This is a genomic window from Lysinibacillus sp. FSL W8-0992 (genome assembly GCF_038008685.1).
Classification (GTDB): Bacteria; Bacillota; Bacilli; order Bacillales_A; family Planococcaceae; genus Lysinibacillus.
The window spans coordinates 751,369-765,001 of the sequence record NZ_JBBOZQ010000001.1 but is presented as its reverse complement, the minus strand read 5'-3'; the positions used below and the strand labels follow the sequence as shown (position 1 = coordinate 765,001).

The following is a 13,633-nucleotide window of genomic DNA, read 5'->3' as shown; positions in this document are numbered from 1 at the left end:
TCATGTATGTTATTTTCCATAGTAAGTTTTCGCAACCCAGTCTAAGTCCCCAGGGTGCCAACCGCTAATTGCTTGTGTTGTACCAAAACCCCATACACGGCCGCTATCTGCTTCTGCACGACCAGAAATAGCGGATTCGTAACGAGCTCTAGAATAATGGTATACACCTGGCCATGTCGTGTCTGCAATGACCCGCTCATAAACAGCTGAACCTCTTCTAGTGTAATCTTTTGTTGCCCTATGTATCGGGTTACTAGCAGCAAATGAAGAAATATCACTATCTTGTCGTACAGTAAAATAGCCCGTATCTTCACTCCACCCACCATAAATCGTTGGGTCATCTAGTGTTACTGCATTTGCTGAAGATAAAATTGTGCCGCTTAAACTTAATGTAAGTGCACCTACCAACATCCATTTTGTAGTTTTCAATTAAAACACCCCTTGATTTACAAAATAAATTTGATAATTTTCAACATTATAATAAATCGATATTTATTTATTTGTCAATTTTCATAATTAAAAAAATTTGATAGTTTTATACTAAGATTTTTGTTCAAGCATTTATGTACATCCGCTACCGCTTCTCGAATTGTAACCTCTATTTTCAAACAAAAAAAACACAACAAGGTATAAACCTTGTTGTGTTTAGCAATCTTATTTATCTTCAGATACGAATGGAAGTAATCCCATAATACGAGAAACTTTGATAGCTGAAGTTAATTTACGTTGGTACTTAGCGCTAGTGCCAGTTACGCGACGTGGTAAGATTTTACCGCGCTCAGAGATGAATTTTTTAAGTAAATCCACATCTTTATAGTCGATATGTGTAATGTTATTAGATGTAAAATAGCAAACTTTACGGCGTTTGCGGCCTCCGCGACGTGGTGCCATAGTGATGTCTCCTCCTTATAAGTTTATAGTTTTTGTAGATTGAAGATTAGAATGGAAGATCGTCTTCAGATACTTCAATTGGTCCCTTGCTGTTAGCAAATGGATCTTCATCTACTCGTGTATAGTTCGGCTGATTCATTGGTGGTTGATTTTGCTGATAAGAATTACCGCCGCCAAATGAACCTTGCTGAGGCATCGCGCCACCATACTGTTGCTGTGGTTGACCACCGCCATATGACGGTTGGCTATTTGCGTAAGATTGTCCACCGTATTGGTTTGATGCAGGAGCACCTCCACCACTACGAGGCTCTAAAAACTGTACGCTATCTGCCACAACATCAGTTGTATATACACGCTTACCATCTTGTCCTTCAAAGCTACCTGTTTGGATACGACCTTCTACTCCAATCAAACTTCCTTTTTTCATGAAGTTCGCTAAGTTTTCAGCCTGTTTACGCCAAGCAACGCAGCTAATGAAATCTGCTTCTTTTTCACCTTGTTGGTTTGAGAATGTACGATTTACAGCTACTGTAAAACGAGTAGACGCAATACCATTCGGTGTGTAGCGCAGCTCAGGGTCTTTTGTTAGTCTTCCAACTAATACGACACGATTTATCATCAGAATGCAACCTCCTTTTCAGCATTTTGTTTAAAATTATTTTGCTTCTTCACGTACTGCAATGTGACGAATGATATCTTCGCTGATGTTAGCAAGACGTGTGTATTCGTTGATTGCTTCTGAAGGAGCGTTTACTTTTACGATTTGGTAGTAACCTTCGCGGAAGTCTTGAATCTCGTAAGCTAAGCGGCGTTTGCCCCACTCTTTTGCTTCGATGACTTCAGCACCGTTAGAAGTTAAGATTTCGTTGAAACGTTCAACTAAAGCTTTCTTCGCTTCGTCTTCAATGTTTGGACGTACAATGTACATTAATTCGTATTTTCTCATCTGTTTACACCTCCTTATGGACTCAGGCTCTCCTGTTTACAGGGAGCAAGGAGTAAGCAATAAATATTACTCACATCAATGAATTGTAACACATTGGCATCTGTCTTTCAAGTCGCAATCAAATAATTCATTCGATATAATAAAGACCATAATTAATTTTATAAAGGAGAACTATTTCTATGCTACCAGATCAAGAACCTAATGTAATTGAATTAGATATTAAAAAGCTAATGATGGATAGTGTCGTTATTACTAGTGGTCTATCTATATTATTTATTGCCATACAATATATTATTCTAAAAGATTTTCAATTTTCGTTATGGAGCATGCTAAGCGGATTTGTCCTTTTTGTCATACTTTATATTGTGCTTATCGTCCTGCATGAAGCTTTTCATTTAATAGGCTTTATGATTTTCGGGGGTGTGCCCTACAAATCGTTAAAGTACGGTGTTAATTTAGAGCTTGGTATTGCCTATGCAACGACTGACCAGCTACTCCCTAATCACGCAATGAAAAAAGCGTTGCTATTACCATTTTGGACAACTGGAATTGTACCAACGATTGCTGGCTTTTATTTTAACAGTACTGTTTTATTACTTGCTGGTGCCTTTTTAATAGCGGGAGCAGTAGGAGATTTCGCCATGTATAAGGCATTACGCAAATATCCAAAAAACGCCCTTGTACAAGACGATCCTCAGTTACCAAAGCTCTATGTTTATTCTCCACAGAAAAAGAAACTATCTCAAAAGTAATTACATCTTTTCTATGGTGTTAAAAATCCGTGTTGTGCAGCTGTACATAAATTTCTCCAAATTCGATTAATAGTGGCTGTTTCAATAATAGCGTCCATTCCAAGACTACGAATGATATTATTTGCAATATCCACACAGACAGCTGCACTTTCCTTGCTCATTTGCGTAAATTGTTGTAATTCTTGCTCTGTCAATTCAACCCCAAGTTTATGTTTTTGCCAATAGTCTGTTAGCATAGCGTAAAATTGTTCTTCAACTTGTAAAAAGCGCTTTTTTTGCTGCATAAATAAAAATTGCATTGCGCCTATACGGTCACTATAAGAGGATTTCTTATTTTTTTGCTCCATTAAGGAAAAAGCTTCATCTAAAAAATTCTCTGTAATTCCGAGACAGACACTTAAAAAAGAAGCTTCTGCAAAAGTAGCGAACGGAAAACTATGGACTACATTATTAAATCTATTTTTACTAATGCCTAATTGGAATGTTTTATCGAACGGTATCCATACATCTTGAAGACGAATAGTATGGCTTGCTGTAGCCTTTAAACCCATCGCTTGCCAGTCATTTAGGATTTCCACTTGCTCACGACTTACCGCACAACTAATGATTTTATCTGTCATAATACCATCTTCTTTAATAAAGCAATTCATTGTAAAGGTTGTTGCATAGTCAGCACCACTACAAAACTTCCATTGCCCTGTTACAGTATAGCCGCCATCCTTTTTTACGGCCGTGCCATTAGGATAGCCACTTCCCGCTATGACAGCATCACTTGGTGAAAAAATCTTTTCTCCTATTTCTTGATTTAACGTAGGAATAAATAAATTACCACCTGTTCCAATTGTCACAAGCCATCCGAAGTTTCCATCAATAGCAGACATACGCTGAAACACTTTTATTCCTTCTAGTAAATCTAAATCTTTGCCACCTAAATCCTTTGCTATAAACAATTTAAACAATTGTTGCTCATAAATAACCTCTAAAATATCTTGTGGCAACTTTCCTAACTGTTCGATTTCTAATGCACGTTCTTTTATTTCTATTATGTTCATAATATCCCCCTGTGGAAATTGAAAATTCTGATATTATATAACCAAAAATAGGCTTTTCCAAACGTCCAAATACTACGCTAGGAGAAGCCTATTTTGTTTGTATAACTTTTCGTAAAAACCGCATAGAATCCCACAGAAAAGACAAATGTACATTGTACGGCAGAAAGCACTCGATAACGATGTAATTAACATCACACCTATGGGTAGCACAGCAGTTTGTATTTTATTTAGACGTTAAAGCGGAATAACATGATATCGCCGTCTTGTACAATATATTCTTTACCTTCAAGACGTACTTTACCCGCTTCTTTAGCAGCAGCTTGTGAGCCAGCCTCTACTAAATCATTGTAAGCAACTGTTTCTGCACGAATGAATCCGCGCTCAAAGTCAGTATGAATGATACCAGCACATTGTGGTGCTTTCATGCCTTTACGGAATGTCCATGCACGTACTTCTTGTACGCCAGCAGTGAAGTAAGTAGCAAGACCTAATAAATCATAAGAAGTACGGATTAGTTGATCTAGGCCTGATTCTTTAATGCCTAATTCCTCTAGGAACATCGCTTTTTCTTCATCGTCAAGCTCTGAAATTTCTTCTTCGATTTTTGCACAAATTGTAATTACTTGAGCACCTTCAGCCGCTGCATATTCACGTACCTTTTGAACATATTCATTATTATCTGCATCTGCAACTTCGTCTTCTGAAACATTTGCAACGTATAGCATTGGTTTAATAGTTAATAGGTGAAGACCTTTAATGACTTTGAACTCGTCTTCTGAAAGCTCTGCTGCACGAGCAGGTCTGCCATTTTCTAATTCAGCTTTGATTTTAAGAAGAATTGGTTCTTCAACCATAGCTTCTTTATCTTTTTGCTTCGCCATTTTGCTCACGCGTTGTAAACGTTTATCAACTGATTCTAAATCAGCTAGTGCAAGCTCTAAATTAATGACTTCAATATCATCAATTGGATCTACTGCGCCAGATACGTGTGTAATATTTTCGTCTACAAAGCAACGTACTACTTGGCAAATTGCATCAACTTCACGGATATGTGCAAGGAATTTATTTCCTAGCCCTTCTCCTTTAGAAGCGCCTTTTACGATACCAGCAATATCAGTAAATTCAAATGCTGTTGGAACTGTCTTTTTTGGTACTACTAATTCTGTAAGTTTATCTAAACGTGCATCTGGTACTTCCACGATACCTACGTTTGGATCGATTGTTGCGAATGGATAGTTTGCAGCCAACGCGCCTGCTTTTGTAATTGCGTTAAATAGTGTTGATTTTCCAACGTTAGGTAAACCAACGATTCCAGCTGTTAATGCCATAAATGGACACAACCTTTCTATGATCAGTTCAATTTGTTGTTTTTATCCTATATTATTAGGTGCTAAAATTCTTACTTCAAACAGCATATCTGCGTAAGCCGTCTAAGCAGTACTGTTCAGTCCAACATTCGTTCATTACTTCTTAGCCGATGTGACGCTCTTAGTCCATATGCCGTCCATAAATCGGTAAGATTGAAGTAAACCACACACAATCAATTACGTCCCCGCGTAATTGCATCCAAATTTCTTTGCGAACCTGTCCGAAAATCTTTTTGAAAATCTGTGACATTCGCAGGGGTATTGAATTTGATTCAACTGAGGTTAGAATGCTCAATGAATTTAAGTGCATAGTTGATATTCATCCCTTTGAGGACTTTTGAAGCAAGTTAGAGATTTCTGTATAACCCTATCTATTATATTGATTCGCCCATAAAAAGTCTAATACGCAAAAAGCTAGGCTTCACTTGCATGCTTAAGGACCTTTTTCATTTTTTTCTCAAATTCTCGACGTGGAATCATCACACTGTGCTGACACCCTTCACATTTAATGCGCACATCCGCACCCATCCGAATAATTTTCCACTCATTTGTGCCACAAGGATGCTGTTTTTTCATTTCGACAATATCATTTAGTTCAAACTTTTTCGCTTCCATATTATTCACTACTCCCATCTTCTTTTCCATTTCCACCATATAACATCATATTAGGATACGCCATAGGAATATTATGTTCCTCAAACAGTTTTGTTACATCACGACGAATTGTTCGTGCCACACCATATTGTTGCTGTGGTAATGTTTCCGCGACAATACGTATCGTCACTTCAGTTCCTTTTACATTTTGCACACCTAAAAAGGCAGGTGCTGCCACGAGCTCTTTATGCGCTTCTGGTAATGTATCTAAATACTTTTTAATAATTGCTTCCGCTTTTTCAAAGTCTGCATCTGTTGTCATTTGTAAATCTATAAAAATTTTCGAGTTATTGATAGAGTAATTAATCACTTCTCCAATTGAACCATTTGGAATAATAAATTGCTCTCCAGTAGAACCATTAATTTTTGTTGTACGTAATCCTATTTCTACAACAGTTCCTTCTGCTGCATTTATTTTAATATAATCCCCTACACCGAATTGGTCTTCAAAAATAATAAAGAACCCTGTAATGACATCCTTCACTAAACTTTGTGCACCAAAACCGATTGCTAAACCGACAATCCCTGCTCCTGCAAGTAAACCAGCTACTTTAATATGGAGTAAAGATAGAATCGCGATAATGGCTGAAAAATAGACTACATAGGAAATAATACTTTGTAGTAAGCGCGCAATTGTTCGTTGGCGGCGCTCTGAGTGATTTAATGGTGAGCGCATTCGTATTAGGAATACTTTTTTGATAAATTTTTTACCTAATCGCACTGTTAACCACGATGCAATAAGGATTATCGTAATCTCAAATGTTGCATCAATTATCTGATCCCAAAATGTCTCGGAAGTCACTATATCCCATTTCTTCTGTATCCATTTCGTTTTTGAATCCATTATTACCACCTCTTGAATAACTTGTTAAAAATTTGCGTATACTGCATAAAAATTGAGCACTTCCAACAAATAAAAATGAAAGTGAGTTTTTTTATGAATACTATACCTAATTTAGTACTACCCTATTCTCTTCATCATGAAAGTAAAAATGCCGTTTGGCAATTGAGTACATTATTTTTAGAGTATATCCCTTTCCATCATGAACGTCTTGTTTTTTGCTGTATCGGAAGTGATCGTTGTACTGGCGATACACTCGGTCCATTAACAGGTAGCTTTTTGAAAAAGTCTGTTAGTTTTCCTTATGAAGTTGTAGGAACTTTGGAAGATCCATTACATGCCCTCAACTTAGATACTTCAATACAACAGCTACACCATCATACTACGAAACCATTTATCATTGCGATTGATGCATGTCTCGGTAGTGAACAAAATGTTGGTCATATTGCCGTGCAGGATGGACCAATATTGCCTGGGAAAGCTGTAAAAAAAGAATTGCCCCCAATCGGTGACATTTCCGTTAAAGGAATCGTCAATATTGGAGGCTTTATGGAAATGCTTGTTTTACAAAATACTAGGTTGCATATATCTTACGCAATGGCTGAAAAGCTTTCAAGAGCTTTACTGCTTGCTGCACATCGTTACTCACTGAAAAGGATAGATGATGGCAACCATAATACCGACAACGACGATACCCGGCAACAAGTTGGCAGCCTTGATCTTTGTTAAGCCAGCTATATTTAAACCTATTGCTAAAATCATAACACCCCCTACAGAAGTCATTTCTGTAATGAACATCTGTAGTGCATCATCTGGGATATAAACACTAATAACACCTGCAAAAATTGCAATAATAGCTTGATAAACAAATACTGGAACGGCTGATAATAGTACGCCAATACCTAAAGTAGACGCTAAAATAATAGATGTAAATCCATCAATAATGCCTTTTGTTATTAGGACGTTATGGTCATGACGAAGACCACTATCGAGTGCACCTATTATCGCCATTGATCCAACAACAAATATTAATGAAGCAGTTACAAAGCCTTCTGCAATATTAATTTGATTGTCGCTATTACGCCTTTTACTAAAAAGCGATTCAATCCACTGACCAAGTCGATTCATTTGCTTATCTAAATCTAACCATTCTCCTATCACAGTTCCTACTACTAAACTTACCACTAAAATAATAAAATTATTACTCTCAAAGCCCATTTTTATTCCTAATAGTGCGACAGATAAGCCAATAATCGATAATACAGAAGTTTTCATCGACTCAGGAATATTTTTGAAAATGCGCCCTACCAATGCCCCTACTACTATTAGTAGTGCATTAATTAATGCTCCTAAAATTACCACTAAAAGGCCTTCTTTCTCTCTAAAAAATAGAGAGCGCCTAGTATGTCGGCGCTCTAATTTACATTAATGGTCCCTTAATCATCTTCTTGAATGTTTAATATTTCCAAAATACGTTCTAAGTCATCTTCTGAGTAAAATTCGATTTCAATTTTACCTTTATTATTTGCTTTTTTAATTTGGACATTTGTACCAAAATAATCTCTCAACTGAGATTCCTTTGCTACAACAAAAATATCCTTCTTCTTCGGCTGCGATGTTTCACGTGAAACTTCTTCATTTAAATTTTGCACTAAAATTTCAACTTGGCGCACGTTTAAACCTTGTTTAATAATCTTGAGTGCAATTTCTGGAATTCTTCTTTTATTTTTCAATCCTAGTAATGCACGGCCTTGCCCCATTGATAATGTACCGTCATTCATTAAGGCACGAACATCTTCTGGCAAAGCTAACAATCGAACGTGATTGGCAATGTGTGGTCTACTCTTACCTAATCGCTTGGATAGCTCCTCTTGTGTTAAGTGTAAGTTTTCCATTAGACTTTGATATGCTTCTGCCTCTTCAATAACCGTTAAATCTTCACGCTGAAGGTTTTCTAATATTGCAAGTTCCATCATTTGAGAATCTGTGAGCTCTTTAACAATCGCTGGTATTATGTCTAGCCCAGCTATTTGTGCTGCTCTAAAACGACGTTCGCCCGCTACAATTTCGTATTTCCGTGCCTTTTTTCGTACAGCAATCGGCTGTAAAATACCATGCTCTTGAATTGAATCTGCTAATTCTTGCAATGCTTCTTCATCAAATATTTTACGAGGCTGAAATGGATTTGCGACTATTAGCTGTAGTTGTATTTCTTCTACTTGTCCGCTTTGTTCTAACGATTCTCCTGGAAATAGAGCACCAATACCTTTTCCTAAACCTTTAGCCATTTTTAATCACTTCCCTCGCCATCTCTAAATAAACTTCAGCTCCTCTTGATTTTGCATCATAAATGATAATAGGCTGTCCATGACTCGGAGCCTCACTTAATCGCACATTACGAGGAATGATCGTTTTATATACTTTATCTTGAAAATATTTTTTTACTTCATCAATTACTTGCAAACCTAAATTGGTTCTTGCATCAAGCATTGTCAATAATACACCATCAATATAAAGCTGTTGATTCAAATGCTTCTGCACTAAACGTACAGTGGACAATAATTGGCTTAAACCCTCTAATGCATAATATTCGCATTGCACAGGAATAATCAATGCGTCCGACGCAGTTAATGCATTAATCGTTAAAAGCCCTAGTGACGGTGGACAATCAATAATAATATAGTCGTAGTCTTCTTTCACATCTTGAAGTGCGTGCTTTAAACGTACTTCCCGCGAAATAGTTGAAACTAATTCAATCTCTGCCCCCGCTAGTGAAATGGTTGCAGGAACGATTGATAGATTTTCTACATTTGTTTGTTGAACGACATTTTCAACATTTTCATCATCGATTAGGACATCATAAATACAACTTTGTATTTCACCTTTATTAATGCCAAGTCCACTTGTTGTATTGCCCTGTGGATCTGTATCGATTAATAGCACTTTTTTCCCCAAGTATGCCAGACAAGCGCTCAAATTGACCGATGTCGTTGTTTTTCCTACGCCACCCTTTTGATTGGCGATTGCTATAATTCTACCCATTTAAAAGCACCTGCTTTCATCTATCAAAGTTTGCTTTGACAAATCCATTTGTAAAATCATTGTTCAATACCGCTATCTTAATTATCATTCTATCAAAAAAAACGAATAGAGTTGTATAAAATATTAAGAATATATACAAAAAAGGAGGCATCTTAGAAATAATTCTAAGATCCTCCTCTTTACAGAAGATATAATACAGTACAAATTACTTTTTTAGTATAATTAAATATTCATTAAGATTTCTTCTTTTTAGGTATTTTCACTGTAATTTGATAATATTCTTCCGTATCTTCTTCCTCTGTTTTAACCGTTATTCCACTTTTCGTCACCATTGATAGTGATTGCTTAATGGTATTCAAGGCGATACGAACATCTTTACTTATCGCTTTCCTTTTCGGCTTCACCTTTTTAGGAATATCTTCTTCTTGATCCACCACTTCAGGATGCAGCAATGTATAAATGTGCTCTTCTAGTTGACGCACATTCCAATCATTTTCAATGGCTCCTTGCAAAATTTCTAATTGCAAAGGTTGGTCTTTAATTGCGATTAGTGCACGTGCATGTCTTTCAGAAATTTGACGCTTTAAAATAGCTTGCTGTACTTCTTCAGGAAGCTTTAATAGACGTAATTTATTGGCTACCGTGGATTGTCCTTTTCCTAAACGTTGAGCCAGTGCTTCTTGTGTTAGTTCATGAAGCTCTAATAATTTTTGGTAGGCAACCGCTTCTTCAATTGCCGTTAACTCTTCACGCTGAAGGTTTTCGATTAATGCAATTGATGCTGTTTCCTTATCCGTTAAATTTCGTACAATCGCAGGAACTTCCGTCCATTGTAGCTTTTTCATTGCTCGGTAACGACGCTCACCAGCAATGATTTCATATTGATTGTTTGCTGTGCTACGTACAACAATTGGTTGAATTACACCATGAGTATGAATGGTTCTTGATAATTCTTCAATTTTTTCGTCATCAAAAATAGTACGTGGCTGAAAACGGTTTGGTACAATTTGATCGATTGGAAGCTTAATAACCTCTTCTGTTGCACGAACCGCCTCTGCTTGTTCTACTTCATTTTCCACAATAGGCTCTGCTTTATTTCCGCCTCCAAAAAAACGTGAAAAAGGACTTTTCATCCAAGTGGCACCACCTTTAAGTAACTATCTTGCTCTGTCTCATTCTATTATTATTTATTATATTTCCTAAAATGTATATAGTTCATAGATGTCATTTGCGTGAACCATCCATAACTAGTATGTATGCTCAAACTAGAGAAAATATTTTTCCAGTTTGAGAAGTTTCACATGAAACACTAATTATTGAATAGGTGTTTTATTTGGTACACCAGGTTTACGCGGGTATTTTTTTGGTGTTCCTTTTATTTTATCAAAAACATATAAAGTACGTTCACTTTCTTCAACAGGTAAAGAGAAAGAATATTCTTCTTTTAGTGAAACACCTAAAGTGCTCAATGCTTTTTTTGCATCTTTTAATTCTTCAGGACCTGCCGAAGCCTTTAATGCAACAAAATAACCACCCTGTTTTGCTAATGGCACACATAATTCTGATAGTACAGACAAGCGAGCTACTGCACGGGCTGTCACAACATCAAATTGCTCACGATATTTTACGTTTTGACCGAATTCCTCTGCGCGTGCATGAACAAAATTCATATGGTCTAACTGTAATTCATCACTTAAATGATTTAAAAATGTAATTCGTTTATTTAAAGAATCTACAATTGTTACTTGTAAATGTGGGAAGCAGATTTTAATAGGAATACTTGGGAAACCAGCTCCTGCTCCTACATCACAAACTGTTGTTACCTTTGTAAAATCAAAATAAAACGAGGCACTAATTGAATCATAGAAATGTTTTAAATAGACCCCTTCAAAATCTGTGATAGCAGTTAGGTTCATCTTTTCATTCCACTCGACAAGCAGTTCGAAATACTTTTTGAACTGTGCAACTTGCTTTTCAGAAAGCTCGATGCCCTTGTCCTTCAATGCCTCAATAAATTGTTGTTCGTTCATGTAAGGTCTCCTTTTAAAAATTGGCTCAGTATAGTCTATTGCTGATTGTCATGCCTAGTAGGAAGCAATCAACCTTGAGGCATAATATAGCCTAAAAATAGGAAGCGGGCACAATGGTATGCCCGCCTCTTATTCACTTTGCTGTTCCTCTATTATTCGCCACTTACACGCGCGATTTTTCCTTGTTCGATGTAAACAAGTAAAATCGAAATGTCTGCAGGGTTTACACCAGAAATTCGAGACGCCTGTGCAATAGAAAGTGGCGTTACTTGTTTTAATTTTTGTCGTGCTTCTGTTGCAAGACCTGAAATGGCGTCATAATCAATGTTTTCTGGAATTTTTTTATTTTCCATTCTATGAAGCTTTTCAACTTGTTGCAATGCCTTTTCAATATAACCTTCATATTTTAGCTGAATTTCGATTTGCTCTTTTATTTCATCCGTAAATTCAATATCAGCTGGTATTAATGAAGAGACTAAATCATAGTGCATTTCCGTACGTTTTAATAAATCTGCTCCACGGATTCCATCTTTCAGTTCACTACCACCTACAGAGCGAATGGCAGATTGCGTTGCTTCATTCGGTTTAATAATGACTTCACGAAGGCGTGCAATTTCATTTTCAATTAATGATTTTTTCTCCATGAACTTTTCGTAACGTTGCGCTGATAACATACCCATTTTATAACCATGTTCTACTAAGCGTAAATCTGCATTATCATGACGCAGTAGTAAACGATATTCAGCACGAGATGTTAGGAGACGATAAGGCTCATTCGTACCTTTCGTTACTAAATCATCGATTAAGACACCAATATAAGCTTCTGAACGGCTTAAAATCAGCTCTTCTTTACCAAGGACATTGGCAGCAGCATTCATCCCTGCCATTAAGCCTTGAGCAGCTGCTTCTTCATAGCCAGATGTTCCATTAATTTGGCCTGCTGTATATAAACCTTTAATGCGTTTTGTTTCTAAAGTTGGCCATAATTGCGTTGGAACAATGGCATCGTATTCAATAGCATAGCCTGCACGCATCATTTCAGCTTGTTCTAAACCTGGAATTGATTTTAGCAAACGCTGTTGTACATGCTCAGGTAAGCTTGTCGATAAACCTTGTACATAGACTTCTCGTGTATTGCGTCCTTCTGGCTCTAAAAAGATTTGGTGGCGCGGCTTATCATTAAATCGCACTACTTTATCTTCGATTGAAGGACAATAGCGCGGGCCAGTTCCTTTAATCATACCTGAGTACATTGGTGAAAGATGTAAATTAGCCTCAATAATTTCATGTGTTTGAGGGCTTGTATATGTTAACCAACAAGGAAGTTGATCCATAATGAATTCAGTTGTTTCAAAACTAAATGCACGTGGGACATCATCACCTGGTTGTTTTTCTGTTTTTGAATAATCAATTGTACGGCTATTTACACGAGGCGGAGTACCTGTTTTAAAGCGTACAAGGTCAAAACCTAATTCTTTTAAATTATCCGCTAAGCGAATTGAAGGCTGTTGGTTGTTTGGACCACTTGAATATTTCATGTCACCAATAATAATTTCACCACGTAGGAATGTACCTGTTGTGACGATTACTGCGTTGGCACGATAAATAGCACCAATTTGTGTAATAACACCTTTTACTTCGCCTTCTTCTATAATAAGCTCTTCCACCATAGCTTGGTGAATAGTTAAGTTTTCGTTTTCTTCTAACACGCGTTTCATTTCGTTTTGATATAAAACTTTGTCCGCTTGGGCACGTAAAGCACGTACAGCTGGACCTTTCCCTGTATTCAACATACGCATTTGAATATGCGTTTTATCAATAACTTTCCCCATGACTCCACCTAGTGCGTCAATTTCACGTACGACAATCCCTTTTGCAGGGCCACCAATGGATGGGTTACATGGCATAAATGCAATCATATCTAAGTTAATTGTTAACATGAGCGTATTAGCGCCCATTTTAGCAGCAGCATAAGCGGCTTCTGCGCCTGCATGACCTGCTCCAATAACAATCACATCAAACGTGCCTGCCTCATATTGTGTTGGCATGCTCGTATCT

General features: G+C 37.0%; 16 protein-coding genes. 2 read left to right on the top strand and 14 right to left on the bottom strand.

All coding sequences use genetic code 11. The annotated features are described in order from the left end of the window. Positions 1–9: 9 nt before the first annotated feature. The 4 genes from NSQ74_RS03590 to rpsF form a co-directional block, all read right to left on the bottom strand. Entirely contained in the window at positions 10–429 is a 420-nt protein-coding gene (locus NSQ74_RS03590) for a hypothetical protein (RefSeq protein ID WP_340821540.1), read from the bottom strand. Positions 430–654: 225 nt separating this feature from the next. Beyond that, complete coding sequence (gene rpsR / locus NSQ74_RS03585; RefSeq protein WP_024364646.1) at positions 655–891, bottom strand: 30S ribosomal protein S18; 237 nt, start codon at positions 889–891, stop codon at positions 655–657. A gap of 46 nt (positions 892–937) precedes the next feature. After that, positions 938–1,510, bottom strand: coding sequence for a single-stranded DNA-binding protein (ssb, locus tag NSQ74_RS03580; protein ID WP_173479143.1), 573 nt, complete (start codon positions 1,508–1,510; stop codon positions 938–940). 36 nt (positions 1,511–1,546) lie between these two features. Further along, a complete protein-coding gene (gene rpsF / locus NSQ74_RS03575; RefSeq protein WP_024364644.1) occupies positions 1,547–1,837 on the bottom strand; it encodes a 30S ribosomal protein S6 in 291 nt (96 codons plus the stop codon). Positions 1,838–2,016: 179 nt separating this feature from the next. Between rpsF and NSQ74_RS03570 the strand changes: the two genes are divergently transcribed. After that, positions 2,017–2,589 (top strand): DUF3267 domain-containing protein, encoded by a 573-nt coding sequence (locus NSQ74_RS03570; RefSeq protein ID WP_340821539.1) that lies wholly within the window; start codon positions 2,017–2,019, stop codon positions 2,587–2,589. 11 nt (positions 2,590–2,600) lie between these two features. Here the strand turns inward: NSQ74_RS03570 and NSQ74_RS03565 are convergent, their stop codons facing one another. The 4 genes from NSQ74_RS03565 to NSQ74_RS03550 form a co-directional block, all read right to left on the bottom strand. Beyond that, the gene (locus NSQ74_RS03565; protein WP_340821537.1) at positions 2,601–3,641 is read right to left on the bottom strand and encodes an acyl-CoA dehydrogenase; all 1,041 of its coding nucleotides are present in this window, start codon (positions 3,639–3,641) and stop codon (positions 2,601–2,603) included. 227 nt (positions 3,642–3,868) lie between these two features. After that, positions 3,869–4,969: a redox-regulated ATPase YchF gene (gene ychF / locus NSQ74_RS03560; RefSeq protein ID WP_340821536.1), complete on the bottom strand. Its 1,101-nt coding sequence runs from the start codon at positions 4,967–4,969 to the stop codon at positions 3,869–3,871. 453 nt (positions 4,970–5,422) lie between these two features. Continuing rightward, on the bottom strand, positions 5,423–5,623 hold the full coding sequence (locus NSQ74_RS03555; RefSeq protein ID WP_340821535.1) for a DUF951 domain-containing protein: 201 nt from the start codon (positions 5,621–5,623) through the stop codon (positions 5,423–5,425). Position 5,624: 1 nt separating this feature from the next. Continuing rightward, positions 5,625–6,506 carry a mechanosensitive ion channel family protein gene (locus NSQ74_RS03550; RefSeq protein ID WP_340821534.1) on the bottom strand — a complete coding sequence of 294 codons (882 nt, stop codon included), beginning with the start codon at positions 6,504–6,506 and terminating at the stop codon, positions 5,625–5,627. Positions 6,507–6,599: 93 nt separating this feature from the next. On the opposite strand from NSQ74_RS03550, the gene yyaC reads away from it, so the two are divergent. Then, positions 6,600–7,232, top strand: a complete 633-nt coding sequence (yyaC, locus tag NSQ74_RS03545; RefSeq protein WP_340821533.1) for a spore protease YyaC — start codon at positions 6,600–6,602, stop codon at positions 7,230–7,232. Here yyaC and NSQ74_RS03540 read toward each other — a convergent pair. The 6 genes from NSQ74_RS03540 to mnmG all read right to left on the bottom strand — a co-directional run bounded on the left by NSQ74_RS03540 (position 7,149) and on the right by mnmG (position 13,623). Continuing rightward, positions 7,149–7,865, bottom strand: coding sequence for a DUF554 domain-containing protein (locus NSQ74_RS03540; protein WP_340821531.1), 717 nt, complete (start codon positions 7,863–7,865; stop codon positions 7,149–7,151). The genes yyaC and NSQ74_RS03540 overlap by 84 nt on opposite strands. Before the next feature lie 74 nt (positions 7,866–7,939). Then, on the bottom strand, positions 7,940–8,791 hold the full coding sequence (locus tag NSQ74_RS03535) for a ParB/RepB/Spo0J family partition protein (protein WP_340821530.1): 852 nt from the start codon (positions 8,789–8,791) through the stop codon (positions 7,940–7,942). Beyond that, positions 8,784–9,545 carry a ParA family protein gene (locus NSQ74_RS03530; RefSeq protein WP_173479136.1) on the bottom strand — a complete coding sequence of 254 codons (762 nt, stop codon included), beginning with the start codon at positions 9,543–9,545 and terminating at the stop codon, positions 8,784–8,786. The genes NSQ74_RS03535 and NSQ74_RS03530 overlap by 8 nt, the downstream gene beginning before the upstream one ends. Before the next feature lie 233 nt (positions 9,546–9,778). After that, positions 9,779–10,678 (bottom strand): nucleoid occlusion protein, encoded by a 900-nt coding sequence (gene noc, locus NSQ74_RS03525; protein WP_340821526.1) that lies wholly within the window; start codon positions 10,676–10,678, stop codon positions 9,779–9,781. 180 nt (positions 10,679–10,858) lie between these two features. Then, positions 10,859–11,575 carry a 16S rRNA (guanine(527)-N(7))-methyltransferase RsmG gene (rsmG, locus tag NSQ74_RS03520; protein ID WP_340821525.1) on the bottom strand — a complete coding sequence of 239 codons (717 nt, stop codon included), beginning with the start codon at positions 11,573–11,575 and terminating at the stop codon, positions 10,859–10,861. A gap of 152 nt (positions 11,576–11,727) precedes the next feature. Then, positions 11,728–13,623, bottom strand: coding sequence for a tRNA uridine-5-carboxymethylaminomethyl(34) synthesis enzyme MnmG (mnmG, locus tag NSQ74_RS03515; protein WP_340821522.1), 1,896 nt, complete (start codon positions 13,621–13,623; stop codon positions 11,728–11,730). Positions 13,624–13,633 lie beyond the last annotated feature (10 nt).